Annotated in this window: 30 protein-coding genes and 1 tRNA gene; 20 read left to right on the forward strand and 11 right to left on the reverse strand. The window is 53.0% G+C overall.

Features of this window, described 5'->3' with window-relative positions:
* Positions 1–141: 141 nt before the first annotated feature.
* Positions 142–516 carry a hypothetical protein gene (locus AC2FJE_RS19130; RefSeq protein WP_108862404.1) on the reverse strand — a complete coding sequence of 125 codons (375 nt, stop codon included), beginning with the start codon at positions 514–516 and terminating at the stop codon, positions 142–144.
* Positions 517–608: 92 nt separating this feature from the next.
* Between AC2FJE_RS19130 and AC2FJE_RS19135 the strand changes: the two genes are divergently transcribed.
* Positions 609–1367 carry an alpha/beta fold hydrolase gene (locus AC2FJE_RS19135; protein WP_282119955.1) on the forward strand — a complete coding sequence of 253 codons (759 nt, stop codon included), beginning with the start codon at positions 609–611 and terminating at the stop codon, positions 1365–1367.
* Here the strand turns inward: AC2FJE_RS19135 and AC2FJE_RS19140 are convergent, their stop codons facing one another.
* The 6 genes from AC2FJE_RS19140 to AC2FJE_RS19165 all read right to left on the reverse strand — a co-directional run bounded on the left by AC2FJE_RS19140 (position 1368) and on the right by AC2FJE_RS19165 (position 10503).
* Positions 1368–1556 carry a hypothetical protein gene (locus AC2FJE_RS19140; protein ID WP_282119956.1) on the reverse strand — a complete coding sequence of 63 codons (189 nt, stop codon included), beginning with the start codon at positions 1554–1556 and terminating at the stop codon, positions 1368–1370.
* Between the two features lie 100 nt (positions 1557–1656).
* Positions 1657–2028, reverse strand: coding sequence for a rhodanese-like domain-containing protein (locus tag AC2FJE_RS19145; protein WP_282119957.1), 372 nt, complete (start codon positions 2026–2028; stop codon positions 1657–1659).
* Between the two features lie 72 nt (positions 2029–2100).
* Complete coding sequence (locus tag AC2FJE_RS19150) at positions 2101–3453, reverse strand: HlyD family type I secretion periplasmic adaptor subunit (protein WP_496699759.1); 1353 nt, start codon at positions 3451–3453, stop codon at positions 2101–2103.
* Positions 3450–5528 carry a type I secretion system permease/ATPase gene (locus tag AC2FJE_RS19155; RefSeq protein WP_496761320.1) on the reverse strand — a complete coding sequence of 693 codons (2079 nt, stop codon included), beginning with the start codon at positions 5526–5528 and terminating at the stop codon, positions 3450–3452. Before AC2FJE_RS19155 ends, AC2FJE_RS19150 begins: the two co-directional genes overlap by 4 nt.
* A gap of 251 nt (positions 5529–5779) precedes the next feature.
* Positions 5780–7723, reverse strand: a complete 1944-nt coding sequence (locus AC2FJE_RS19160; protein ID WP_496761321.1) for a type I secretion protein — start codon at positions 7721–7723, stop codon at positions 5780–5782.
* A 128-nt stretch (positions 7724–7851) separates the two neighbouring features.
* The gene (locus AC2FJE_RS19165; RefSeq protein WP_496699762.1) at positions 7852–10503 is read right to left on the reverse strand and encodes a hypothetical protein; all 2652 of its coding nucleotides are present in this window, start codon (positions 10501–10503) and stop codon (positions 7852–7854) included.
* Between the two features lie 601 nt (positions 10504–11104).
* Between AC2FJE_RS19165 and AC2FJE_RS19170 the strand changes: the two genes are divergently transcribed.
* The gene (locus AC2FJE_RS19170) at positions 11105–11854 is read left to right on the forward strand and encodes a helix-turn-helix transcriptional regulator (protein ID WP_496707096.1); all 750 of its coding nucleotides are present in this window, start codon (positions 11105–11107) and stop codon (positions 11852–11854) included.
* On the forward strand, positions 11847–12344 hold the full coding sequence (locus AC2FJE_RS19175) for a hypothetical protein (protein ID WP_058272340.1): 498 nt from the start codon (positions 11847–11849) through the stop codon (positions 12342–12344). The genes AC2FJE_RS19170 and AC2FJE_RS19175 overlap by 8 nt, the downstream gene beginning before the upstream one ends.
* Positions 12345–12352: 8 nt before the next feature.
* On the opposite strand, the gene AC2FJE_RS19180 is transcribed toward AC2FJE_RS19175, so the two are convergent.
* Positions 12353–12438 (reverse strand) — tRNA-Leu (locus AC2FJE_RS19180).
* 236 nt (positions 12439–12674) lie between these two features.
* Here AC2FJE_RS19180 and AC2FJE_RS19185 point away from each other — a divergent pair.
* From AC2FJE_RS19185 to AC2FJE_RS19235, 11 genes are all read left to right on the forward strand, one after another.
* Positions 12675–13157, forward strand: coding sequence for a hypothetical protein (locus tag AC2FJE_RS19185; RefSeq protein ID WP_282119964.1), 483 nt, complete (start codon positions 12675–12677; stop codon positions 13155–13157).
* Between the two features lie 477 nt (positions 13158–13634).
* Positions 13635–14798 carry a tyrosine-type recombinase/integrase gene (locus AC2FJE_RS19190; RefSeq protein WP_496761323.1) on the forward strand — a complete coding sequence of 388 codons (1164 nt, stop codon included), beginning with the start codon at positions 13635–13637 and terminating at the stop codon, positions 14796–14798.
* Between the two features lie 24 nt (positions 14799–14822).
* Complete coding sequence (locus AC2FJE_RS19195; RefSeq protein WP_496761325.1) at positions 14823–15428, forward strand: hypothetical protein; 606 nt, start codon at positions 14823–14825, stop codon at positions 15426–15428.
* A 94-nt stretch (positions 15429–15522) separates the two neighbouring features.
* Complete coding sequence (locus AC2FJE_RS19200; RefSeq protein WP_496761326.1) at positions 15523–15693, forward strand: AlpA family phage regulatory protein; 171 nt, start codon at positions 15523–15525, stop codon at positions 15691–15693.
* A gap of 159 nt (positions 15694–15852) precedes the next feature.
* On the forward strand, positions 15853–16767 hold the full coding sequence (locus tag AC2FJE_RS19205; RefSeq protein WP_496761327.1) for a hypothetical protein: 915 nt from the start codon (positions 15853–15855) through the stop codon (positions 16765–16767).
* Between the two features lie 49 nt (positions 16768–16816).
* Positions 16817–17032 (forward strand): hypothetical protein, encoded by a 216-nt coding sequence (locus AC2FJE_RS19210; RefSeq protein WP_496761329.1) that lies wholly within the window; start codon positions 16817–16819, stop codon positions 17030–17032.
* Positions 17032–17670 (forward strand): AAA family ATPase, encoded by a 639-nt coding sequence (locus AC2FJE_RS19215; RefSeq protein ID WP_496761330.1) that lies wholly within the window; start codon positions 17032–17034, stop codon positions 17668–17670. Before AC2FJE_RS19210 ends, AC2FJE_RS19215 begins: the two co-directional genes overlap by 1 nt.
* Positions 17671–17699: 29 nt before the next feature.
* On the forward strand, positions 17700–17999 hold the full coding sequence (locus AC2FJE_RS19220; protein WP_496761332.1) for a hypothetical protein: 300 nt from the start codon (positions 17700–17702) through the stop codon (positions 17997–17999).
* Positions 17996–18193 (forward strand): hypothetical protein, encoded by a 198-nt coding sequence (locus AC2FJE_RS19225; RefSeq protein WP_496761333.1) that lies wholly within the window; start codon positions 17996–17998, stop codon positions 18191–18193. Before AC2FJE_RS19220 ends, AC2FJE_RS19225 begins: the two co-directional genes overlap by 4 nt.
* Before the next feature lie 22 nt (positions 18194–18215).
* Positions 18216–18452, forward strand: coding sequence for a hypothetical protein (locus tag AC2FJE_RS19230; protein ID WP_496761334.1), 237 nt, complete (start codon positions 18216–18218; stop codon positions 18450–18452).
* A gap of 265 nt (positions 18453–18717) precedes the next feature.
* Positions 18718–18933 carry a hypothetical protein gene (locus AC2FJE_RS19235; protein ID WP_496761336.1) on the forward strand — a complete coding sequence of 72 codons (216 nt, stop codon included), beginning with the start codon at positions 18718–18720 and terminating at the stop codon, positions 18931–18933.
* Here AC2FJE_RS19235 and AC2FJE_RS19240 read toward each other — a convergent pair whose 3' ends face one another.
* The 3 genes from AC2FJE_RS19240 to AC2FJE_RS19250 form a co-directional block, all read right to left on the reverse strand.
* A complete protein-coding gene (locus AC2FJE_RS19240; RefSeq protein WP_496761337.1) occupies positions 18934–19149 on the reverse strand; it encodes a hypothetical protein in 216 nt (71 codons plus the stop codon).
* Positions 19146–19328: a hypothetical protein gene (locus AC2FJE_RS19245; protein WP_496761338.1), complete on the reverse strand. Its 183-nt coding sequence runs from the start codon at positions 19326–19328 to the stop codon at positions 19146–19148. The genes AC2FJE_RS19240 and AC2FJE_RS19245 overlap by 4 nt, the downstream gene beginning before the upstream one ends.
* 82 nt (positions 19329–19410) lie before the next feature.
* Complete coding sequence (locus AC2FJE_RS19250) at positions 19411–19662, reverse strand: hypothetical protein (RefSeq protein WP_496761339.1); 252 nt, start codon at positions 19660–19662, stop codon at positions 19411–19413.
* A gap of 227 nt (positions 19663–19889) precedes the next feature.
* Here AC2FJE_RS19250 and AC2FJE_RS19255 point away from each other — a divergent pair, with 227 nt between their 5' ends.
* The 6 genes from AC2FJE_RS19255 (at position 19890) to AC2FJE_RS19280 (ending at position 26000) form a co-directional block, all read left to right on the forward strand.
* Positions 19890–20279, forward strand: coding sequence for a plasmid mobilization protein (locus tag AC2FJE_RS19255; protein ID WP_496761341.1), 390 nt, complete (start codon positions 19890–19892; stop codon positions 20277–20279).
* A complete protein-coding gene (locus AC2FJE_RS19260; RefSeq protein WP_496761342.1) occupies positions 20276–21520 on the forward strand; it encodes a hypothetical protein in 1245 nt (414 codons plus the stop codon). Before AC2FJE_RS19255 ends, AC2FJE_RS19260 begins: the two co-directional genes overlap by 4 nt.
* 581 nt (positions 21521–22101) lie before the next feature.
* Positions 22102–22926: an SIR2 family protein gene (locus tag AC2FJE_RS19265; RefSeq protein WP_496761343.1), complete on the forward strand. Its 825-nt coding sequence runs from the start codon at positions 22102–22104 to the stop codon at positions 22924–22926.
* The gene (locus AC2FJE_RS19270) at positions 22919–23944 is read left to right on the forward strand and encodes a GmrSD restriction endonuclease domain-containing protein (protein WP_496761345.1); all 1026 of its coding nucleotides are present in this window, start codon (positions 22919–22921) and stop codon (positions 23942–23944) included. Before AC2FJE_RS19265 ends, AC2FJE_RS19270 begins: the two co-directional genes overlap by 8 nt.
* Before the next feature lie 245 nt (positions 23945–24189).
* Positions 24190–25161 carry a DNA cytosine methyltransferase gene (locus AC2FJE_RS19275; protein ID WP_496761347.1) on the forward strand — a complete coding sequence of 324 codons (972 nt, stop codon included), beginning with the start codon at positions 24190–24192 and terminating at the stop codon, positions 25159–25161.
* Positions 25161–26000 carry an NgoMIV family type II restriction endonuclease gene (locus AC2FJE_RS19280; RefSeq protein WP_496761349.1) on the forward strand — a complete coding sequence of 280 codons (840 nt, stop codon included), beginning with the start codon at positions 25161–25163 and terminating at the stop codon, positions 25998–26000. The genes AC2FJE_RS19275 and AC2FJE_RS19280 overlap by 1 nt, the downstream gene beginning before the upstream one ends.
* The last annotated feature ends 21 nt before the right edge of the window (positions 26001–26021 follow it).

The raw sequence follows: 26021 nt of genomic DNA on the forward strand, positions 1-26021 counted from the left end.
ATGGCGCGGTTGAAGCCAAGGTCAAAGCCGAGGTTGCAGAGCTTTGCGCTAAATTCCCGATCTATCCAAACCTGTAATCCACACAGGGATCACAAATCAGAACGGCGTCCAATGGGCGCCGTTTTTTTGTTGGGAATGCAGTCAGATGTAACCGCGCCAGCGCAGAACAAACACGGCCAAAGCCGCCAGCGCCAGAAATCCCAAAGCAAGAGCCCCCAGAAAGTTCAGAAACCAGCCCCAGCGGCGATCGGCCAGGTTAATACCGCTCAGATGGGTCTGAACCTCTTCCGATGCCTTGGCCAGTTTCGGAGTATCCAAAACTAACCGCAACTTGGGGTGCGAGGCCATCTGCTCGGCCCCGGCCAACATCAAAGCCTGCTTGTATATGCGGCGCGGCAATCGGCGCTTGGCCTTGCGGACAGAAGCCGTCAGCGTCTGGTCCTTCACACCCAGCTTTTCACGCAGCAATTGCACCGTCTGCGCGATCTGGCTTTGGATATCTGTGGTTTGCGACATGACGTGGCCTCCTGCCTGCGCAATCTAACCTCACCCCACAGGGGCGACAATGGGGGCTGGTCGTTTCAAACGCACGCAGGTATCAAACCAGAATGCTGAACACGATCATTCACGGTGAACCGACCTCGAACCCTCCTCTGCTGATCGCGCATGGGCTGTATGGATCAGCCCGAAACTGGGGGGTTATTGCGCGCCGACTATGTGACGAAAGGCAGGTCGTTGCAGTCGATATGCGAAACCACGCCTACAGCGCATGGACCGATCAGCACGGTTATCCCGATTTGGCCGAAGATCTGGCCGAGGTGATCCTGCACCTTGGCGGCAAAGCGGATGTTGTCGGGCATTCGATGGGTGGTAAGGCCGCGATGATGCTGGCGCTGAGTCACGGAGATTTGGTGCGCAAGCTGATTGTGGCGGACATTGCGCCCGTTACTTATACGCACAGCCAAATCCAATTCATCGAAGCCATGCGCGCCGTGGATTTTTTAACGATTGAAAGACGCTCGGACGCCGAGGGACAGTTGGCCGCACAAGGCGTCGAAAAAGCACTGCAGAGCTTTTTCACGCAATCGCTGGACGTAAATGGGAAGCGTTGGCTTCTGAACCTCGACACGCTGGCGGCCGAGATGCCCAAAATCATGGGCTTTCCGGAAACTGATGCGTCCTGGGACGGCCCGGCCCTGTTTTTGTCCGGTGGCGATTCCGATTACGTCCTGCCCGAACATCGCAGCACCATCCGCGCGCATTTTCCCGCCGCACGATTTGCGAAAATCCCCGGCGCAGGCCATTGGCTGCACGCCGAGAAACCTCGTGAGTTTGAAGCCGCGGTCAGGACCTACCTGAACGCCTGATCAGGCTGCGTTCTGGTACAGTTTCTTCGCTACAAACCAAGACACTGGCAAGGCAGCCACACAGCCAGCCGCGGCTGCTGAAACGATTGCAACCGTAGACACCAATCCCGCGGACAGGACGGCAATAACGCCCGACCCGGCCAGAGCGGTTGCGATCAAAGTATAAAGGATAGAGGCAAGGCGTAGCATCGTCAGTTGTCCTTTTGTCAGAAGCCCGATTATCGCTTTAGACAACTGGTATGCTATACGCCTTGATCTGCGTCAGATTTCAACGGACAGAGGTCAGGAATCAGGTCACTTCGCCGCCACCGTTGACCCAGTCCGGCAACCCACCGATGTTGTAAACCTTTTCATACCCCATATCTTTCAACAGCTTGCCCGCCAGTGCCGCACGACCACCAGCCGCGCAATACAGCACGATTGCGCGGTCCTTGCGCAGCTCGGGGTCATGAGATTTCAGGGTGTCGTCAGCGCGGAATTCCAGCATACCGCGCGGGATATGATGTGCGCCTTGCGCACGGCCGGTTTGCTGCAGCTCTACCGCGTCTCGCACGTCCAGCAACAAAGCACCCTGCCCGATCAGTTCCTTTGCTTTGATTGTGTCAATCCGTTCGACGGCAGCGTTTGCTGCCTCCATCATCTGGCCTACGGTCAATGGCATAAAGCGTCCCCTCTGGTGAATCTCACCAGAGGCTAACATGGTAAACTGGGAAAGAGCAGGCCGATAAGGCGATCAATGTTCGCGGAAGGCGCGAGACATGCTGTCGGTCACAGGCTTTGCGATATAGGCCGCAAAGGTGCGTTCCTCCGTCTGAATCATGATCTCGGCGGGCATACCGGGTGTGGGAATGAACCCACGTACACGGTCGATCTCGTCCGGTTCCAGCGAGATACGTGCCAGATAGACCTCTTGTGGAACACCTGCAGAGTCTTCCATCAACGCGTCCGCCGAAACATAGTAAACCTCGCCGCTTAGCACAGGAGTGGTTCGCTGGTTAAGTCCGACCAGTCGGACCGTCGCCAGCTGCCCGGTCACGACACTGTCGATTTCCGTCCGGGGGATCTGCGCCTCAATAATCAGGGGCGCATCCGAAGGCAGGATTTCCGCAATGGGTTCACCCGTTTCGATAACGCCACCAGCCGTGTGATAATGCAATCGCACCACCGTACCCGTGACCGGAGCGCGAACAACCGCACGGTCCAGAATGCTACGGGCCTGCCGGGACTTTTCGCGGACGCTTTCCAGATCAGCGGCAATCACGCCCAATTCGTCCAGAGCAGCCTCGCGATAGGCGGAACGTGTGCGAGATATCTGTTCTTCGTATTTCAGAATCATCTGGTTGATTTCGGCCGTTTCAGCCGTCAACCGCGCCTGTTGGCCCTCGGCCTCGGCCTGCACGCGACGGATCGTGTTGATGTCGCCCTTGCGCACCAGCCCCTTTTCGAACAAGGCCTGTTTAGTTTCAAACTCTTCCTGCAGGATTTCAGAACGCCGGACCATGCTTTCCAACTGCGCCTCAAACCCGCTTGAACGAATTTTCAACGCTTCCATGTTGCGTTGCAGCAAAGCGATATCGTTCAGCAATGTCTTGCGAGAGACATCAAAGCTGATCTTTTGGCCGTCGAGGATAGCCATAACCTCGACATCGTCAGACGCCTCTATCAACTCCGGCGAAAACTCCAGCCGATCACGCTCATTATTTTCAGCCGACAAGCGTTCGGTCATAGCTTGCAGACGAGTCATGCGGATGAACAGTTCGCGTTCGTTTGACTCGGCCGAGGTCTGGTCAAGGGTCATAAGAACCTGCCCCTTGATAACGGACTGACCTTCGATGACCTTGATATCGTCGATAATCCCCCCTTCAAGGTGCTGTACGATCTTGTTCTGCCCTGTCGCCACAAAACTGCCTTGCGCGATCACCGCCGCAGCCAATGGCGCACGGAAAGACCAGATGCCAAACCCGCCAAAGCAGACAACCAGCAAAACGATACCGATTACAACAAAGCGGTGGATCGTGCGCGGAACCTCGGCATACCAAACGGTTGGGTCCTTGGGATCGTTGTTTACGGGTACAAGTTCGTTCATGCCGGTCCCCCCTGCTGCGACTGAATGCCGGGTCTGTTCCCACGCGAGGAGTTCAGCTGTTGCAGCACCTGCTCACGGTGACCAAACAGCGCCACGCGACCATCGGTCAGCAGCATGATCTTGTCGACAACACTAAGCAGCGTCGGTTTCTGCGTGATCACCACGACGGTGATCTTGCTTTCCTTGGCCTGCGCAATCGCCCGCGACAGCGCCTGGTCACCGGCAACATCCAGATTCGAGTTCGGTTCGTCCAGAACCACCATGCGCGGATTGCCAAAGAAAGCGCGCGCCAGTGCGATACGCTGCTTTTGCCCACCCGACAGCGGAGAGCCATCAGCCGCAACCACGGTTTCATATCCTTGCGGCAAAGTGGCGATCATGTTGTGCACATCAGCCAGAACAGCCGCGTCGTGGATTTGTTCATCTGTCGCATCGGCACGCATCCGGCCGATATTGTCCTTGATCGTACCGGGGAACAGTTGAACGTCCTGCGGCAGATACCCGATGCTCTCGCCAAACTGACGGGGGTCCCAGTTGCGGATGTCCATCAGATCCAGACGCACACTGCCGGATGTCGGCAGGATCGACCCAACCAGCGTTTTACCCAACGTGGTCTTGCCGGCGCCGGAATTGCCGATAACGGCCAGCGTTTCACCGGGGTTGAGCGAGAAGCTGATCCCATTCAGGACAACACGTTTGGTGCCGCCTGGGACGTAAAGCAAGCGTTCGACATCCATCCGCCCCTCGGGACGTGGCAGGCGCAGCTTTTCAAACTGAAGGGCTGAATTGGACAGAAGGTTTTTGATCCGACCAAACGCAGCCCGCGTCAGCAGGAATGAGTTCCAGCCTTCAATCGATCCTTCGATAGGCGCAAAGGCGCGCCCGGCGATGATCGAAGCGGCGATAACCATACCGCCTGTCATCTCGCCCTGCAGCGCCAGATAGGCGCCCCAGCCCAGAATGGCGATCTGCGTCAGCAGGCGCACCGCACGAGAGATGGCCGCGAAAATCACGTTCCGGTCCTGCGCCCGCACTTGCCACGTCAGGGACTGAGCCGTGTCGCGGCCCCAGATGCGTACCGCCTCGGGGATCATCGCCAGAGCGTTGATGATCTGGCTGTTACGCGCCATCGAGTCGAGGTGCAGGTTCGCCATCGACTGGGATCTGTTCGCCTCGGCAAATGGCTTGGCGGTCATTTTCTGGTTCACTACCGCGATAATCATCAGCAGTAACGCAGTTACGATAACGATTGATCCAAGCTGCGGATGCACCAGGAAAATCATCAGGATGAACAGCGGCGCAAAAGGTACATCAAGGAACGAAATCAACGTCCCTGACACCAGGAACCCGCGCACTTGCTGCAAATCGCCCAACGTCTGGTATTCGCGGCCGTTGCCGTGCAGCGACGCATGGGCCGCCGCACTCAAAACCGGCGCGCCCAGCCGCGCGGCCACCTCGACCGCAGTTCGCATCAGAATAAAGCGTCGCACCGCATCAAAGGCCGCCTGAAAGATCACTGCCCCCGCAACAATTGCGGTCAGCATGATCAGCGTATCCAAAGACCGGCTAGTCAGCACCCGGTCGCTGATTTGAAACAGGTAAATCGGGATGGCAAGGATCAGAATGTTGGTTGCGCAGGTCAGAACCAGAACAAATGCGAGATTGCGCCAGATCGCCTTTAAAGAGACGCGCAGCGTATTTTGGAAATCCTCTGGCGGCGTGCGTTTGTGAAATGTCTGGGGTGGCCCATTGCCGTCACCTCCGCCCGTTTTTCGGAGTTGCATCGGCTCGTTCGCCTTAGCCTCGATAGTGGCACCTATGTGTTCACCGCCCTTCGAGCGCGTTTGGGGGGTCACCCGCGCTGTCGTTTCCGTGGCGGTGTCAGGATCGGGGCTTTGGGCTTCTTCGGCCACCCCAGCGTCGCGGCCCTGGGCATTCTGATCTTTAGCGGGCTGCGACTGTTCGCGCCGGGGGGAAGCCGCGGCACGAATTGGTGGTTCCGATCTGGGTTTGGTCGCCTGCTTTTTGGGCTTCACAGCTTTAGCGGCGACCGCATCATCCTTTTTCGCAGTCATCTTTGGACTGTCCTTTGGATCTGGCACACGCATTTCTTTGTTCAGGCGCAAACTTTGCGCCTTAGCTGTTTTTGGTTGGGGTCCATCGCTGCCATTTGGCTGCGCGGGAGTACCAACGCCCTCAATATCAAGCGGGCTGGCATCAGGAGAACGACGCGACGAAAAAACAATCGACATTTTAAAACTTTCGGAGCACTCGCAAAAAATACAGTCTTTACGCTAACACGGTTTGACTTAAACGGGTAGAAAATTCACGCCAACATGGTTTGCATCGCATCATCGGTGCTGGCAATTTCAGAAGGCGTAAGGTTCGATTGTGCCTGTGCGATAGCGTTTTCGCCAATCGCTGCAGTCTCTTCCATAAGCACAGCAATGGCTTCATTGGCCAACTCAGAAGCGTCTGGCACTTCGGGTATGTCAAGCAACGAGGCCTGGTGCAACAGCAGTTCCGAATACTCGCCGCCCGCCGCCATAACCGTTGAGTCGACACCGACTTTGGTAACGTTGGCTGCATTTAACAGGGCATTTCCGGCCCCGTTGACTACCGCATCAACGGCAGCGGCAGCATCAACCGAAAGATCGTCCTGATCTTGCAACAATGTGACCTGTTCGACCGAATTGATCTGTACCAGATCGCCTTCGATCTTCAGTACGCGGATCAATTCCATTCCGGCATAATCGGGATTGGATGTCAGCGCGTCTTCAAACGCCTCGCGATCAACCTGCTGCAGCGGCATGGCTTCGGCATGGGCCATGTCCAGCTCTTCAACCGTGTCCTCGCCTGTCGTTGTCAGAGACGCCTGGTTCATGACCAGATTGTCGTCACCTTCTGCCGGCTTGCTACCGTTGCCATAGACGTCATCATCCAGCAACGCGATAGTCTGGTGCAGCATATCGACCGAAATCATGTTCCCGCCGATCATGATCAAGTCATAGAAGTTGCCCAACTGAACGATGTTTGTAACGTTGCTCAAAACGTTTTCGCCCAACGTGAACAAGCTGGTCGAAGCTGAGATTTCCGTGCTGATCTTGTCGATATCGGTGGCGTCAATCACCTGCTTGATAAAGTTCGTGACCCACAAGTCGCCTTGTATCCACGTGACCGAGACGATCGGATCCGCACCTGGTTCTGCAGCATCGTCGTCTTGCCACCACTGTTCGTTGGCTTCGGTCCCGATGTATGACGCCTGAACCACATTCGTGTCGCTTTGCACACCGGGTTCACCCTGGTCGATGTCGGACACGACTGCCACCTGGCTGACAACCGTTAAGCTAACGGACTTACCACCCACTGCGATGACCGGCGCGTCGACCCAGGCTACTGTGATGGCAACCTCGTTGACCGCAAGGTTTCCGCCCGCAATGACCGTATGGCCCTCGCCGAACTCGTCGTCATCCGAGCGGTCCCATTCGGCCGGCAACATGTCCGGCGCATCATTTTCGTCCTCGTCTTCTTCAGTCTGATGGTGTGCCGGAAGAAGATCGTTCCAATCCGGGATTTCCTCGACCACTTCGCCATTCACGATAACACCCAGCGCGTCTTCGCCGTGGAACTGATGGATGGTCACGCCTTCGATTTGCGAAATCATCGGCGACTGCATCTGCTCGGCCAAACTTTCCAGATATTCCAGTGACTTGTAGTCTTCAATATTCAGGGAAGGCGTAGCAATAGCGTGCATCGACAGAGCGACATCCAGCATCTGCTGGCCTTGTGCGATCTGGATTTCGACATCGCGGAAATCGCCATGTCCGACCACGTCGTTGTCGCTCATGACAATTGTCTGGAAGTTATAGGTCACGGCCGAGCCGATGATGAGCGGCGGGACCTGTGGGTCCAAAATCAATGTAGCTGTCTGTGCTTCACCAAACTGAGCATCAGGAATGTATGGGGCGGGTCCAAAAGCCGAACCGGAAAACACTTCGGACATCTCCACCGGCCCGTCGGGCATCGGCGGCAAAGGTAGGTCGGAAGGGGGCGGCAGAAGCATATAAGGGAGCGCATCATAGTCGCCCGGATCGAGTTTCAGATCTGCTTTGACCCGGATGGACATCGGGTCTTCGAGTTCGTCCAAGTCGTTCTTGCGCCGAAGCGCGGTAAATTCTTCGTACTGCTCCCGCAGGCGGGATTGTTCAATGGTAAGCTGAAAGGTTCCAACAAAATGCGCAATCGTTTCTGTAATACTGTCGAGAGACATATCGGTTTCCTTTTCCCCGCCCCGGCCTAAAATTTCCGCTTTGGGTTTGTTGTGCCGAGGCCACCTGTCGCGGCCTCGGCAGTTTCATCAGATGGTCGGGGCCCGATAATTCGGGCCCTGACTGCGACTTATACGTCGTTGTCGTCGCTGTTGTGGGTCGCGGTCATCGAACCACCAACCATGGTCGTATCGACTGAGTTGCCAAGAACGTTGGCACCCATGACGATCGACTGGTTGAACGCCGATGTGTCGACCACGGCAGCTGCCGAAGCGTAGGACTCGCCGTTGACGATTCCGTCGCCCTGGTTGCCCGTGCCCCAGGATCCAGCGTTGCCGCCGGTTCCGCCAGCACCCGAGTATGCACCCGAAGCAGCGCCACCATCGACGTCAGCACCGTAGGTTTCACCACCGTTAGCCGTGCCTGCTGCACTGCCAGAGGTTCCACCGTATCCGGCACCGGCACCGCCGCCGCCACCTACACCTGATTGTGCTGCACCAGTGGCGCTGCCCATTCCGGTCGAGGTTGCGTCGTTGTCGGACATCGCGTCGCCGCCATACCCGGCAATGGCCTCTGCCATGCTGTCAGCCGAACCATCAGTGTCAGCCTCCGAGAAGACGTCGGACATTCCACCGTCGCCGGCAGTGTTCACCGCATCTGCAGAACCGGCACCAGTGCCCGAGGACATCGCGTCCTGCTGGACAGCACCGCCGCCGCCACCGACACCGTCAGCGGTCGCAGTACCGGTACCATTGGACTGTGCCCAACCATCGACATCGTTGGTTCCACCGTCACCGGCATTGTTTTCCGCACTCTGGTTGTTGTCGGCTTCACCGTTGGCGTCGCCTGGCGATTGCGTAACGACCGGACCTTTGGCGTCCTGATCACCTACGCCCTGAGCATCGGCTTGCGAGTCAGCTTCACCGCCGTCTGCACCAGCATCGCCTCCGGCACCACCGACACCAGCTGCGCCTGTGCCGTCGCCACCGTCGCCGTTGCCGCCGTCAGCTGCACCGCCGACACCTGTAGCACCGGCACCGCCGACACCAGTACCACCGGTACCCGTACCGCCTGGGCCGTTGCCACCATGGGCATCACCGCCAACGCCAGTAGCACCGTCACCACCGTCGCCGTCGCCGCCATCACCACCAGGGCCGTTGCCGCCGTCACCAGCACCACCAACACCAGGGTTGCCACCGTTGGTGTCACCACCGCCGTTGCTTGCGCCAGCTGCGCCATTGTTCTGACCAATCAGGCCGTTTTGCTGGTTCAGAGCTGCAAGCGCACCGTCGACTTGACCGGATGTTCCTCCAGTACCGTCGCCGCCGTCACCGTCGCCGCCGTCACCGTCGCCGCCTTCGTCGCCGTCGCCGCCGTCGCCGTCGCCGCCATCGCCTTCACCGGCAGTTACTTCACCAGCGTCGCCGTCGCCACCTGGGCCGTTGCCGCCGTCACCGTCGCCGCCGTTGCCGCCGTCACCGTTGCCGCTGTCGGCATCACCGCCGTCACCGCCCTCGCCGTCGCCGTCACCGCCGTCGCCGTCACCGCCGTCAGCGTCACCACCGTCAGCATCTGCATCTGCTTCCGAACCTGCACCCGCAAGGCCAAGACCGATGTTACCACCAGATGTGGAGTCACCGTTTTCGGCTTCGGTTTCGCTTTCGTTCAAAGCACCGCCAAGGTTGCCAGCCAGACCGCTTCCGCCGTTTGCGTCATCGGCTTCCGATTCATTGTCAGCTTCGGAATCGACTTCAGTGTCGGCTTCAGAGTCATTGTCTCCGCCTTCCGATTCTCCGTCGTTGCTGGCCCCGGAGAGGCCCAGTCCAACACCAAGTCCAATCGAACCAGCGTTGCCACCGTCGCCACCATCGCTTTCGATGTCGACTTCGGTTTCGCTTTCATTTTCGGCATCCGATTCAGCGTCTGCGTCGCCACCTTCACCGCCGGTGCTGTCACCATCCGCATCTGCTGCAGAATGTCCGACTCCCAGACCGAAGTTCAGTGCGTCACCGGAGTCACCACCGTTGCCGCCATCGCCGTCACCGTCGGCATCACCGCTATGACCACCAAAGGCCGCTGTGTGCCCGCCATAGGTTTCGCCATAAGCGTCACCCGCAGTGGTCTCGCCACCATCGCCAGAGTTTCCGCCATCAGCACCTGCGCTGATGCCGTCGCCAGAAGATGCGTCGCCGCCTTTGGCATCGCCCATCTGCTTGAAGGTACCGTCGTTGTTCACTTCGGCGTTTTCCAGAGTATCGTCATCGCTCAGGTTGGCATACTGGCTGTTGATCGCCGACATTGCAGTGGTCGTACCGCTCATGTCGATGTCCAAGTTCAGATCATCGCCGGGATCATAGTCAATGTCGCCACCAGCGGTGATCACATCACCAAATTCTGAACCGTTAGCGTCGATGTCAACGACATCATCATCGCTCGGCATACCTTCTTCGCCGAAATCGATGTGAACCCAATTTGAGTTGTCATTTTCATTGTCACCGTTGGTCTGACCTTGACCCTGGTGCTGGCCTTGATCCTGGCCTTGGCCCTGTTCCTGGTCTTGACCCTGACCTTGCTCATTTTCGACCTTCGTCTTCTGAGCTTGCTCTTGATCCTGACCTTGACCCTGTTCGTTGTCGACTTTGGTCTTCTGTTCGGTGTTTTCAAGTTCGATGTCAGCTTCTTCTACATCGACATCGGCATAAATCGGAACATAGACATCGCCGGTGTTAATTTCTTCGACGTCTACAACGTTATTATGATTTTGATTACGTCCACGTGACATATTATTTTCCACTTATAAAGCGCACGGGCCATCATTCATCTACAAAACGGCTACTGGCGCGGTTGAAACTAGGAAAAACACTCAGGCGCAAAACGCGCATGTGTGCGGTCTCGTTCAGTGAAGTATCTCCCACCCTCCTTTCTCGGCTTAGCCGACTTCGTGTCTGCGGTTATGACTCGCGGAAATGCGCGATTCGCCGACACATCAGGAATTAAGACTTCAAAATAGAAGCAGACTCATGGTTACAGGCCGAGGGCGAACTGCATAGCTACCCTAAAGCACTAGAACGCTCAGTGCCTTGTTTTCATTGCTCTAAAACTATGGTTGGTAAAAATGCCCGCTTTGTCCGCCTGCGTGACAAGATTGAAACCAGCAGTTTAGGAAAGCCAACGATTTCTTCTACTTAAGCGGGAAGTGGTATAGGTAACCTAGCCGAAAGTATTAGAACTGTTTTTTGTAAACCTGCCATCAGCGTTGATGAAACTTGTACTTTCCGCTATAGTGCAGCTCTATACAGTAAATCACTTCAAATTCTGCACTACGAGTACTGGTTACAATTTCGCCGCATTTTTCGCGGTGTGGGTTAATTAAGGGGGGAATAATGGGCATTCCGTTTCAGGATAGTGCTATTCCAAACAATTCTAATCCCGAAGACTTCTCGATCAATTTCGTCGGCAAAGAACTCTTCTATTCAGACCAAACGATCCATGGTGTTCAAACCGAATTTGGCGTGGTCACGCGCCGGATCGAAACAATTGACGTGCTGCCTGCGCCAAGCCGCTTGGACGTTGGAGCAGGAAAGGTGGTCGTCGTCGACCAGATGATGCTGGACGATCTGTTGAACCGACCGCAGACCTATATGGAAATCGCGGGATCAGGCAGCTTGGCCTTTGCTTATCGCAAGGAAGAAGCTGCCCGGCTCGCATTCGAAAAGTGGGATCGCGGCAAATTCGGCGACATCGGATACCTGCCGATGAACGTCGCGCCGGATGTATGGCGGTCTATTTTACGCCTGCTGTTACATGAAGAGCTGTACCTGCCGTGTTTTCTTGCGGATTGCGTGGCGCATGCACCGACGTCGTCAAACCGCGCGCCGGTAGCGACATCAAGACCCAGCGGTCTCCACCCGACATACTCAAAGCTGACGCGCCGGGAAAAGCAGGTGCTCAAACTGGTGTCAAAAGGTCAAAGCAACAAGATCATCGCATCGAACCTGGGTATCACCGAACACACGGTCAAACTTCATATGCACAACGTGGCGGGCAAGATCGGTGTCAGTAACCGGACCGCAGCTGCGCAGTTTTATTTCGAGGTTGCGCCGGACGAAACGCGAGAGCTGCCCGTTGACTGACGATTTCGAAGCCCGGTTTGACCGCCTGATCCTGCTAGTCGGAAAGTTGAACTACATGTGGACCAACACGGAAAGCCTGTTGATTCACCTGATCGCCGGGTTGACCCGCACCAACAAGGATATCTCGGTCATCATCTTTCTGACGCTGAACACGACCCGCGCCAGAATTGATCTGGTCGAGCGGCTGGCCAAGATGGAAGGCCGTCCGCCAGACATTCGTGACCCAATCCTTAAGCACACGCAGCGTCTCAGCAAGCTTTCGGGAATTCGGAACAGATACAACCATTGCATCTATTCCTTCGATCCCGACAGCGGCAATCCGAAGACAATCCTGATGCGCATTGCGGACCGGAAGACGGACATCAAACTGGGCCGCCAGGATACGGTTGATGAGGGTGCGATGAAAGAAATCGAAAAGGTGGTCGACCAGCTTTCTGTGGCGAATCGGGATTTGTGGAAACTGATTAACGATCTTGGGTTTCCGGCTTAGAAATGCGCTGGTGCGGGCGGTGGGACTCGAACCCACACGGGCGTACGCCCTTCAGATTTTAAGTCTGATATGTCTACCATTCCATCACGCCCGCTCAGCGTGCCAAGCCTCTGTTGGGCCTCAGGAACTCAGTAAGGCCAACAGATCACGAATTCAATGCGTTTCACCTGAGAAACTTCGGCGTCAAAACGTCCGGGTATCCCCTTCATTACCCATGCCGTTCCATCACCGCGATGCATCAATCACTTTCTCTTGGGTTGCATGACTCTTGCTTAACCTCCACTTGGAGTTAGGCTACGCTGCAAAGCAGAAAAGCAATTGAGTTACATCGTGAGCACCGAGCAAAAATCCTTTGATGATCGTATCGCGCAGATAAATAAACGCACAAAAGAAACGGCAAGTAGGAATCCCAAACCCAATACTGATAACATATGGAAACGCCTCGCCTATCCAGGCGCGTTCATTGGGGCTTTTGTGCTTGGCTCCATGGTGGTTTTCCTGACCCGTTTTATTCAGTTTCAAATGGTAGGTGTGCCGGAAGCTGGCAAAGTAAACACACAGGATTTTATCGGTATCGCGATGGCCAGTATGGCGGGTATGGTCATTTCGATGTTTCTCAGGGACAAGCAAAAGGAGTTCGCAAGCGCCAGTACAGTTGGCGTCTTGTTAACTACTTTCACGTTCCACAATCTGGTTTGGGCCTATCCCGTTCAATTCGAACGGATGTATAGTGAGGACTGGGTTGAGTTCATGCAAAAGATTACCGAGCCCTCCAGCCTTTACGTCTTTGGCATCACTATCGGCTTAACCTGAACATCAAGCGCCGATAAGGTCGCCATTTTTTTGGCGAACTGCTCCTGCAGGAACTCAAAGCTAAATACATTTACTTTGATGCCGCGCGTCCATCGTTATCTTGGGAGGTTTGGTGAACCCGGAAAACCTAAGTACCGCGGGTCGACGGATCGATGCTAACTTCTGTGGCTAAGCGTGTCGCGCCATTCGAAGTGGAATTTTGTTTCACAGTATCAACCGCCAACAAGAAACTAGGGCATTCGCGCTGACGGCACCCCAGTCCGAATGGGACAGATTCAATCTGTTCACACGGTCGTTCCGGCAAGCTATAGAGATTTAGTGGTGCCCCCACACGACAACGAATTAGTGTCCATAGCTGATCGAACTTAACAAATAAGAGCCACTTTATGCTTAATTTCATACACTTAAGTATACATAACTGTCTTGCCTTGTTCATCCCTATCCAATACAAAAGGGTGGATAAAAAGGGGGATAGGAATGGCGGGCAAACATCGGCTTTCCGCGGTATTTGTCAAGTCAGCTCCAGTCGGCAAACATTGCGACGGAGGTGGACTGTGGCTACACAAGAGAGATGATGGCGGTGCCCAATGGATACTCCGTGTTGCAATCCATGGCAGGCGAAGAGAAATGGGTCTTGGAGGAACACGGGACGTTTCACTGAAGATGGCGCGAGAGCTCGCAGATCATTGGCGTACTCTTGCCAGAACCGGTGTCGATCCAATCAAGGAAAGAGAGCGTCAGGCACGAGAAGCAAACCGTGCAGATACCACATTTATAAATATTGCGTATGAAGCCTTTGAGGCCAAGAAGGCTGAACTAAAAAACGATGGCAAAGCGGGTCGTTGGTTCTCGCCACTCGAAAACCATGTGCTACCAAAACTGGGTAAAGTCCCTATTGAAGACATCGATCAAATTGACCTCAGAGACACGCTAAAGCCTATCTGGCACTCAAAGGCTGAGACGGCCCGAAAGGCAATAAACCGAGTTGGTATTGTTCTAAGGTATGCAGCGGCGCTCGACTTGAACGTTGATCTTCAGGCTACTGAAAAGGCAAAAGCTCTTCTTGGACAATCTCGGCATATACCAAAAAACATTGCAGCTATGCGCTGGGCTGACGTTCCTGATTTCTACAAATCTCTTGCGGAACCCACGATTACGCACCTCGCGCTTCGTTTGCTTATTCTGACAGGTGTTAGATCCGGCCCCCTGCGGCACATTCGTCTAGACCAAATCTCCGATGAAATCTGGACGATACCCGGAGAGGCAATGAAGGGACGTAAGGGGAAAACGGATGACTTCCGTGTTCCTCTTTCAGAAGAAGCACTGAACACAATTCACGAAGCTCTTTTGTTTGAACGCAACGGCTACCTTTTTCCAAATACAAAAAATGGAGTTATCTCCGACGCAACCATGGCCCGGCTAATGGAGCGGCGGGGTATCGCAGAACGACCGCACGGTTTCAGGTCCAGTTTGAGAACTTGGTTGGCTGAAGAAACTGACGCGCCGAACGAGGTCGCAGAAACCGTTTTAGCGCATGTATCGGGTACATCGGTCGAGCGTGCATACAAAAGAACCGACTTCCTTGACCAGCGTAAAATTCTTATGGAGCGCTGGGGCAACTATGTCTCCGGCACTGTGTAGATAACCCCCTAAAGGACAGTCGCGATGTCAAAAAAACAACTCCCAGAAGTCAATGTTGAAGCACTTATTAATTTTGATGAGGAGCGTAACCATTACATTGAAAACCTGCGTAATCGGTTGGAACGAAACGAAATCTCTATGTATAGCGGCGAGTGGCCAGTAGCATACACCGCCTTTGAAGCACTCAATGAACTGATCAAAGGTAGGCACGAAGGGTACACGGACGCCGAGTTAGCCGAGGCATGGCCAAGCAGGTGGGAGGGACATGTGATCGCTGTTCCGCACCTCGTATTACAGGCTTTGATTGTACACTGGCAACATTACCAAGACGCGCCGCAAGGTACTTCAATGAGTGAAGCGTTTTTCATTGAAGGCGGTGGACAGGGCAAAGCTAAAGTCAAAAACAAACATAAAACGCGAGACAAGCACTATTCCTTGGCGCTTCACACTGAAGCTCACTACCTGCTTTTCAAGGTACTTCCCAAAGAGGATCGGCTTTCGTTGGATGCATGTTTAGGAAAGACTGCCGATGAGTTTGAAGTCAGCGTTGAGACTGCCAAGCAGGCACATAGAAAGCACAGGCAACAGGTAAGATCACACTTAAAGTTACTCGGACTTCTGCGTAACTAGTTTTCGGGTAAAGACTTCGCGAAGTTCCTAGACTGAAAAAGAAACTCATCATGAATTAACTTGGGACCAATCGAAACAACATCGGATGGTCCTTATGCGATACATTAACTTCTCCGAGCTGCGCTCTAAATTAGGCGGTCGTTCGCGTTCAGCTATTTACCTGGATATTGAATTCGGGCGGCTGCCAAAACCAACTAAACTCGGCGGGCGCCTCTACTGGCTTGAAAGCCAGATTGACGAGGCGATGGTAAACTGCACCCCATAGTGCAGTTCTAAGCTCGATCCGCTCAACCTACCCACGGTAGCCGCCTGCAATAGCGGGGGCGGTCTCTATGAGGCGTCCCACTGAGCGTTTTCACCTTATCCGAAATCTACAGCTATGCTCGCCCGATTTGGGCGGCTGGCTTCTTGCTGCGAAATGAAAATGGATACTACCCAACAACCTGAGACAGTACAGTCCAATCCCAGTTCAACTGAACAAAGCTACCAGCGTGGAAGCGTTGGAAATGGCACATCCGACGAAAATGCCGATTTCCGAACACCCCCCCTATATATAGAAGATCACGCGCTTCATTGGACGTACAACCGCTGTTTGGAATCCGTTCCCAATAAAGGGAAAACTTGTAGCTCGAAGAATTTGAATTCTAGCTCAATTGTTCGGCCTAAGGTTTCCAACTCTCTTGAAGTTGGCACTCAAGACAAGCTGATGGATGCAGCTTGGATCGGCTTTAAAAAAGGCCACGAAATAAACACGCTAGCAACCATTCGTGCTTCAACTCTCAAATACGGAAACTGCCCGCTTATTTTTCCGGGTGGTTACGAAGGAGTCAAACTATTCATCGGTCAACTAAGACGCTGGTTAAAACGACCAGTTCGTCGAATTCCCCCTGCTTACTTCTGGACCCGAGAAAGTACCGATGCGGAAGGCGAGCACCTTCACATTGGCCTTCACCTTCCCAAACAATATCTAGGTGGATTTCTTGCTTTTCTTGAACGGACAACTGGAGAGATAACAAAAAAAGGTGGTCGCTCCTGCCACAAGAAAACAAGAGGAGAGATCGCCGTTGGTGAGCTTGAATCTTGGCATGTTGCCGTCGATGACGGCAAGGGGAACGCCCCTTTCCCCGGTTATTGGATAGCCGCGTACTGCGGAAAATCCGAGCCTTCCCAGAGAGTTTTTCGGGGCCAGCTTGTGGACAACGTTCGAAAGCCCGAGAGAGGGCGGGAATTCGGCGGTCGCCTTGCACGCGGAACCTACGATGCCCCCCAAGGCACAATCGAAGGCAATCACGCACGCAAGGGCAGATTCACAATCTCCCGCAGCCTTAGCAGAAACTAGAAAACCATCGCGTGCAGCACGCATCATTCCCACAGAACCAGGAACCAATATGTCTGACTATCAATACGATTTACTCGACCTCGACAATATCGACGACGAGATTGCCAAGGCATCCGATGCCGCCGAGGAAGCCTCTGGATGGACTGAACTGTATTACTGTGAGCGCCATTTACGCTTTCTGTATGCCAAGAAATGCAGCCTTCTAGAGCCGTTGGCTGACGGGTCCGAGCACTACGATCATACTTTCAAAATGAAGGGTATGTGATGCCTTATGTTATGTCGTTCGTCTCTCAAAAAGGGGGCGTCGGTAAGACGTCCCTTGCGGTATCACTGTCCGTTGAACTGGCCCGTGATGGCTTAAAAACACTGCTTGCCGATCTCGACCGACAGCAAGGCAGCGCAACCTTATGGGCAGAACGCCGAGAGCTGGCCGAACTGAATCCAGGTATCGACCACACGTCGCCCAAAAGCATCGCTGAGGCCATTAAGCTGGGCAACAAGTACGATGCCCTTGTGATCGACGGGAAGCCCTACGCATCTGCCCAGACAGCCGAGGCAACAGGGCAATCTCACCTGACGATCATCCCAACATCTGCCAGCATTCTGGACCTTGAACCAGCAGTCACGCTTGCGCACGAGCTGGTAGCAAACGGCCTGCACCCAGAACGCATTGCATTTGTGCTCAATCACGTCAGCACGGATTCAGAAGCCCGCGCAGGCCGCGAATATCTGGACACCAGCGGATACTACACGCTGCCCGGCCATCTACTCTACAAGCCGAGCTGGACCAAAGTTGCTGAGGACGGGATTGCACTTACCGAGACGAGATTCCGAACGGTAAACGACACGGCCAAGGAAATGATTGCCGCGATCACAGACCGCATCGCCGAGGCAACCAAATAAACAATTAAACAAATAAACAGGAAACCGACATGGCTAAGCTAGGAAAAGGCGCACCGCCAAAAGCCCCAGAAACACCGAAAAAATCAGCGACATCAACGCCTATGGCGACCAATGACCGCGACGAGAAGAAGCCTCAAGGCCGCCCACGCGAAAGCACAGAGGCCCGCCGCCATTATCATTTCCAGATCGAAGAAAGCATTGCTGAGCGATTTGACGATCTTATCGACACCTATCTGGAAAAGACCGAAGGCCGGAAGCACGGAGCTGCAAAGCGGCTGCTTATCCACCTGATCCAAACCCACCCACTTAACAAGGAAGTAAAGAAGTGAAGAACGACCCCCGCATAGAGCTAACCTCGAAACTGACAGAGGATGATCCTGATTACCAACCGATCATGACTGCATTGCATGACGCTATCCAGAATGGCGACAGCGTAACCACAAAGGCAAAGCATCTCGAATTGGAGCAGCTTATCGAGAAAAACGGCAAGCTCGCTGTCAGCATCCTGAACGCCAGACTTTAAATAAACAAACAGGAAACTACCAATGACCACAAATACGACGGCGACCGTTTTTGCCAAAATGTTCGAAGAAATGGAGAAAATCGACTTCTACGAACAACAAGCAGACGAACTAATGTGGTGGCTTGATGAAAATTCACACCGATCCGCCGGACTCGATCTAAGCAGTTTCGAGGGCGAATATCGTTACAAGCTCAATTTATGGGCAGAGGCAAACATGCAGCTTGCCATCTACTACAAATGCCTAGCAAAGATCGAGTGATTACACTGTTTAATTTAACAATAAAACAGGAAACACCCCCCAGAAAATGACAAACTGGGGGGCATTCCCGAGTCCGGGTCAAGTGTCCTTCTCACCCGGCAATCTGCAAATGCCTGGTTTCTCCCAGAAATCAACCCACCCCCATTCCCGAGCGGAGTGTTCACGGGGAGGCCCGACAGGGCCGGGGGCAGTCAGCCCCCTTTTTTACGGTTCCTTGCATTCGCCCGCGCATTTGCTTGGCGGGTAAAACAAGGAGGCCCGCAAAATGACCTATCAAAAAAGCTTGGCTGAAATCGAAGATTCAATCGCTCATCTAGGCCGCTGTTCCAACAGATGGTGGAAAGCAGCTCAAGCGCTCACTGGTAAGCGCACCGTTGAATTGCTTGAGGAAATGGGCGACCGATGGAATCCCGACGACACCGGGCTAGGCTCAGACGGCATCGACATTGAGCAGATTATCAACGACGCCATGAAACCCTAATCACATCCCCAGACGGCTATAATACGAGATATCACGGTTAGCCCGTGCCATCATCGCCCAAGCCGTCAACAAGCCCAAGGCAGCAGCCCGATTGGCAGCATTGCGGGCCGGTACTTTCCGGCCCCCCATCGCCCCTAGCGCCTCTCTCAGATGATTATTCAGGGTCACTGTCATAGCTAACCCCATGCCCATCAAACCGCGCAACAGCCCCGTCATTTTGCCTTCCCCAGCTTCTCAGAAGCCTGACCAAAAATCGCCAGCAATGCTTTTTGCTGTTTACTGACTGTCACCAGCTCAGCCGCGATCCGCTCTTGCAATGAATTTTGCTCACGAAAATACGTCTCAAACGCGCGCTTAATTTCAAAATATTCCTCGGTCTCAATCGTAGATTTCATTATCATATCCGGCCTCCTATCGCCTGCATTGCAGGTGCGCGACAGGAAGCACGGAACAAGCCCGCATTAATCTTTCCGAAACCTATATGATCCAGCGATAATATTTTTCCTCGTCTATTTCTGGCGCATCAGTGGTGTGCAGTTCGCCATAAACACGCAGCAGCCGCATCATATCAGTTGCAGCAGCCTTGTGTGCCGCCTCTACCTTCTCTTTCTCACCCAGAAGACGTTGAACACGCTGGTACGCCCTATGCGCGCCCTCCATAGCCTCTATCGCTTTCAGGTCATCGAGGCGGCGCAACCCCTCTTGGCCCAACAGCCCCAATAGGGCCAAACCCCTTCTTCCTCAAATTTTGCCATTGGCCCAGCTACCCCACTTACCCCGCTATCACTCTGGGAAATTTGCTTTTTCTGGTTTCACTGCAATTTACAAAATCAGTGCTCGAATGGGTTGAGCAAGTGGGACCATTCACCCCCCGAGGGGTGCGAACGGAAACTTGCAAAGGGGAGGAAACCTCCCCCTTGACCCCCAAGGGCCACATTTGAAAAAAGGATTTTTTAATGGACCCTAAGGCATCCGAGACCCCGCTGGACCCTGTAGACCGCAGACCCCGCCAGTTCAAAATGCGACTGACTGAGGACGAGGCCAACCAGCTCAAGACTACCGCCCACAAGCACGAGCTGACACAGGCTGACTACGTCCGAAAAGTGGTTTTCGGAAAGACCGCCCACGGCCTGCCTGATGCCACCAAGTTACAGGATATTGCCGCGAAGTTGGCCGGGATAGGCAACAACATAAATCAGGCTCAGAATGCCATAAACGAAGCTAGGTCCAATGGCACTCTAAACGGCTCTCAGTTCGATGCCATGTACAAGGCCATAGCTGAAGCTCGCCGCATCTGGCTTGAACCATTGGACGAGCTGAGAGGCCAGCTCGGCAAACTCAAGTGATCATCAAGACCGGCAGCATATCTGCGGGGGATGGCCCCCGCATATGCGCCTATGCCACCCGGCAAGGTGACAACGAGCGAGTCCAGTCATTGCAAGACTCGTCCGCTGAACTTCTGGTTGCTGATGAATTTGCAGAAGTCAAAGGCCGAAAAAACGGCCTTTTACACATCATCATCAGCCCTGATGAAGAACTGACACCCGACGAGCTTGCCGCGACCGTCTCGGCGATCCGCGAGGAATTCGGTTTCAATCCTGATGATCCTGAAACGCTGGTGATGCACGAAAGCAAGCGTGCCGATGGAACGACCCAACAACACTTTCATTTGATCCGTCCCGCCGCAGACAGCCAGACGGGGAAGAACTACAAGCTTTTCAGGTCCAAGTGCAAAGACGAGGCTGTTAGCCGACGCATGGAGCTTGAGCTGGGTCACAAGATCACGTCTGGCGCTCACAACCAGTTTTCAGAAATGCGCCTACGTGAGCAAGGCCGCGACGAGCTGGCCGACAAGCTGACCGCAGCTCTGGCGGAAGACAAACCCCGCGCTGCTTACAGCCAAGACGAACACCAGCAGGCGAAACGCAATGACTTCGATCTTCCCAAGCTGCGCCAAAATATCAAAGAGATTGCTGAGCTGCTGCACGATCAGCAGCCCCGTGCACTGGCCGAACTGATCGACCGCGAAGGCTTGGAGCTATTCGACGCGATCAAAGAAGGCCGAGGGCGCAGCCGAATCATGATTGAGACCCCACAAGGCGTAAAAGATCATAACGCCAACAGGACGTTAAAAATTAAAGCCGCAGCCGTGGCCGAGTTTATTTCTCAGACAAAGGAAATTCTAAATGACCTCAGATCCGACAACACCGCAGAATCCAGGTCCTGCCATTCGGGACCTACTATTGCAGATCATCCAAGGACAGGAACGTATTCAAGAGAGCAACCAAGCCATAATCCAACGCCAGAACGCGCTCCTGAAAGTCTTGGCGGCGATAGCCAAGAGCTGATTGGAGAAGCGGCCGAGCTGGAGGCCGCCGCTGACGATCTGAAATCAGAAGCCAAGCGGTTTGGAGGCAACAGGGGCAGCAATCCAACTGCCGCCGATCTGGATGCGCCGCCCGATATCAATGATCCAAACCTAATGAAGAAGCTCGCGGCGATACTACGGAAGTCTTTAAAGATAGCAGGCGAAGCACAACAGGTTTCACTGCAACCAGCCTCCAGTCTTCCTACAAACCCTTTGTAGCGAAGAGTTACTTCCCTTGAAAAACTAAATCTATTTGCGGAGTCTTTGTTCCGCCAGGGCAAGGCGCCGATAGACCGCGTTAGTTTCCGGATCTCATCGCGCAATGACTTGCCACCAGCTAAACCAAACACGAATAGATACTCATGATGAGCCAACCGAGCCCCTTAGGCATAGTGAAAGCGCGCCATCTCAGTCATTTGGAAGCAAAATGAACTTAGGCCATTCACCTTCGGGGTTGCACAATCATGACTTGTGCGGTTCAAGAGACTCGCATACCTCGTTAGGCCTCGGATGTTTGCGGAAAGATAACTGGGTGGACCAACCACCTTACATCCTGACGGTCGCAGAGCCTTTCGCGAAGAAGGATTTAAATGAAATACTTAATAATTCTAGGTAACGGTTTCTCAATAGACCTACTGAGCCATATCGAGAAGCTGGATGATTACCCTTTGACAAATCTTCTATCGTACGGTGACAAATTACGCTGGCCCGCTAGCGATTCAAACGCATTTATATCCTTCCGCCATACACCCAACCTATGGCTGTTGGGGATTAGATCGAATAGTCCTGCGGAAAAGAATATGCAGATTGTCGAAAACATAATTACGTGCGCCAATGCCATACAAATGAAAAATAAAAAAGACAAACCCTCACCAACAGACAGTGTTGGTGATGTATATCTGAATGCTTACAAAGAACTGGTCGCCTACCTCAAATTTTTGTTTATACAATTTGACCAAGAAATCAGCTTTAAAAAAGATGACCTGTCCGACTGGCACTGGGCAAAACTACTTAAACGCCTCGATGAAGATCAAGAGGTGGAACAGGTCGACATCATAACGTTTAATTACGACCTGTGGATGGAGCGAGCTTTGGAATCCTTGGGTATCGAGTACAAAACAACAATAATTGAAAACGGTGGTGGAGGAAAATTCTCTATCACGAAACCTCATGGCTCTATTTCATTCATTCACTCGTCAAGCAGAGACGTTTCAAGCTTCTATATTAATTACAGCAACGAGATAGAGATACTTGAGGGTGCCGATAGTGAATTTTCTCTAAAAATGAACAACCTAAAAAGACACTCTCCGATTACCCCCTTGATTCCGCCGGCAGGAGACAGCGACAGATTTAAGCTGACATGGGCCGGGAAACTGAAGGCGGAAGCTGAAAGAAAGTCGAGGGAAATTGATGTTGACGACAAAGTAATTCTGTGCGGCTTGTCGTACTGGCACGTTGATCGTAAGGAAATCGATGAGATTCTGTTGAACCTGAACGACCAGTGTGATCTAGCCTATATTAACCCCAACCCACCTGAAGCCCTAGATGCGGTTCTCACTTCGCTGTTTAAAAAATATGAACACTATGTCAGTGCAGAAAGATATGAAGGAGGACAAAATGACTAATTTTCTCCAACGGGAAAGTAACACCATTACGGTCGCGAATTTTTTTGAAGCATATCAGCTTAATAAATATAATTTTGAACCCGATTATCAAAGAAAAAGCATCTGGTCTGATGAGAAGAAGTCCTTTCTAATAAATAGTATCGCCAAAAACTTCCCCATCCCCCCTATTTTCCTTCATCAAAAAATAGACGACGCAACGGGAAAGACAAAATACGACGTCATAGATGGAAAACAAAGGCTAACGGCCATTCTTGAGTTCCTAGAGAATGTCATCCCCATTTCAGATGAGGATGAAGAAAGTAGTTTGTCCGGTCTATACTTTAAAGATTTGGATAAATCCGAATTTTCTGACCTCAAAAAACGGTTTTGGCGATATTCAATATCCATAGAGTACATCGATACTGGTGATGCTGACGTAATTGACTCGATATTTGACAGACTAAATCGCAACGGAGAGCCGTTGACCGGGCAAGAGCTAAGAAACGCAAATTACTACGCTTCCAGCCTTCTGAAAAGTGTGGAGGAAGACGCTCAGGGGCAGTTCTGGAAAGATCGACTAGAAGTTGTCGATAAAGCTCGCATGGAGGACCTGGAGTTCATCAGTGAGCTTTATTTCTTAGTTGCGGAAGGAAAGGAACTGACTGCCAACCCGACGAAAATGGATGAAATGTATATTAAGTATGCAGAAAAAGAAGCGCCCGAAATTAAGGCCATCCAATCCGTAGTTGCCGATGTTACCAAGTTTCTGTCGGATTTAGATTTAAACTATAAAGAGCATCGCGTAGGTGGGGTTAGCCATTTGTACGGTTTATTTGCGTTTTCTAAATATTGCCTAGACAATCAGGTAGCGGCGAACGCGGTAAAAGGGAAACTGGATACGTTCTATCAAAGGTTGCGGGAGCAAGATTTTCAGAATGAGCACATCATGCAGTACAGGGCCAGCATGTCGTCGAGAACTAAGGAAGCTAGTTCACGCGCGAAGCGCAAGGACGCTTTGATTGCATATTGCGACCTCTAGTCACTCAGTAGCGCACGAAGTGAGCGGAATGGCGGCAAAATGCCAAGAGAGAGAGCTACTGCAATTTCGCGCGGGACATTGCCCTGATGTCGCGACGATCAATGGTTGCCGACTCATCTAGGCGAGTGTTGGCAACTTAAGCGATGGCTTTGTGAAAGATTGGTAGCGCCGTGTTTAGCCCTAATTGACTTTTTGGAGCACTACATATTGTATGTTTCGTGCAACAAACCTCAAGGAAATTCCCTATGTTCCCTCTCTCTTCGATAGAACTTTGCGCCGGCGGAGGTGGGCAAGCATTGGGACTCGAAAAGGCGGGTTTTGGTCATCATGCCTTGATCGATAACGATAAATGGGCACGAGAAACACTTAAGCTTAACCGACCTTCTTGGAATGTCTTGGAGGGTGAACAGTGTGATCTAACTAAGTTTGATGCTCGACCATTCAAGGGCGTTGATTTGGTGGCTGGCGGCGTTCCCTGCCCCCCCTTCTCGAAGGCCGGCAAACAGCTTGGCGCCGATGACGAGCGAGACTTATTCCCACACGCGGTTCGAGTAATCGATGAGGTTAGGCCGAAAGCAGTCATGTTAGAAAATGTTCGCGGTTTTCTTGATGCAGTCTTTCACGACTACCGCAATGCATTGAAGTCCCAGCTAAAGAAGCTCGGATATTCGCGGGTCGAATGGCACCTTTATAACGCTTGCGATTTTGGCGTTTCTCAGCTTCGTCCACGGGTCGTAATTGTTGCTATTCACGAGGACTACGCGGGAAACTTTGAATGGCCCGTTGGTGATGCAACGACGCCCCCAACTGTTGGAGAGCTCCTTTATGAGATGATGGCTTCTAATGGATGGCGAGGAGCTGAGAAATGGCGTGACAATGCAGATGAGATCGCACCTACCATTGTTGGCGGTTCAAAGAAGCATGGCGGACCAGACCTAGGCCCAACGCGGGCCAAGCGAGCCTGGGAGGCTCTTGGAGTTAATGGTAAGACGATTGCAGAAGAAGCTCCCGAACGTGACTTCGTGGGATTACCTAGGCTGACGGTACAGATGGCGGCAAGGGTGCAGGGGTTTCCACCAGATTGGAAGTTTGCAGGGCGAAAGACAAATGCCTACCGACAAGTTGGAAATGCATTTCCACCTCCCGTTGCCGAAGCTGTTGCTCAGAATGTAAAATCGGCCATCATGGCAGCCCAGAAAGTCTATGCGGTCGCCTGATGGATGTTTGGTTAAAGCGGGCAAGAAAAAACTTTCATGCCGCCTGCCTTGCAGGGCCAATTTCCATTACCAATTCTGTCCCCAGTATTGCCGATGTTTCGAACAAAGCTAGCAGGGAAATCTCAAAAGCTCTTGTCTCCAAGATCGGCACTACTCAACAGAAGGCGGAAAAACCTGCTGGGCAAACCGCCGGGCACATGTTCGAAAGCGTATGCCAGAGCTTCCTCCAAGAGAGCATGGCTAAGCTCACACACTTGCGCCCCGGTAAGTTCTCAGTAGAACGTGGGAAGGCTATCTCGCTGTTTGAGCAGTACGTTCACTTGGACGAACTGCGCATACTTGCTGACGCTAGCAAGGAACTTAAGACGCACCTTGGTACTGATTACTTAATTAAGCCAGATGTCGTCGTCATACGTGAGCCAGAGACAGACGAAAGTATCAATGCTGAACACCCACTGGTGGACGCAAGCATTGCTCGGCAGACATCGATCCGCCAAGCTAACGGGGCACACGCAACCTTGCACGCGTCAGTCAGTTGCAAATTGACGATCCGCTCTGACAGAGTTCAGAATACACGTTCCGAGGCACTTAATCTGGTCCGTAACAGAAAGGGACGCCTACCCCACATTGCCGCAATTACAGCTGAGCCGGTGCCGTCAAGAATTGCTGCTATTGCTCTCGGTACTGGTGACATTGATTGCGTATACCATTTTGCACTGACTGAGTTGGTGGAAGTACTTAGAGAACAAGAACGAGAAACCCTCGAACTGGTAGAGACAATGATAGATGGGAAGCGCCTCAGAGACATATCCGATTTGGCCCTCGATCTGGTGCTATAGCCCCGCCTCTATCGTGATACA

The sequence above is a fragment of the Ruegeria sp. CDSC002 genome (genome assembly GCF_059610905.1).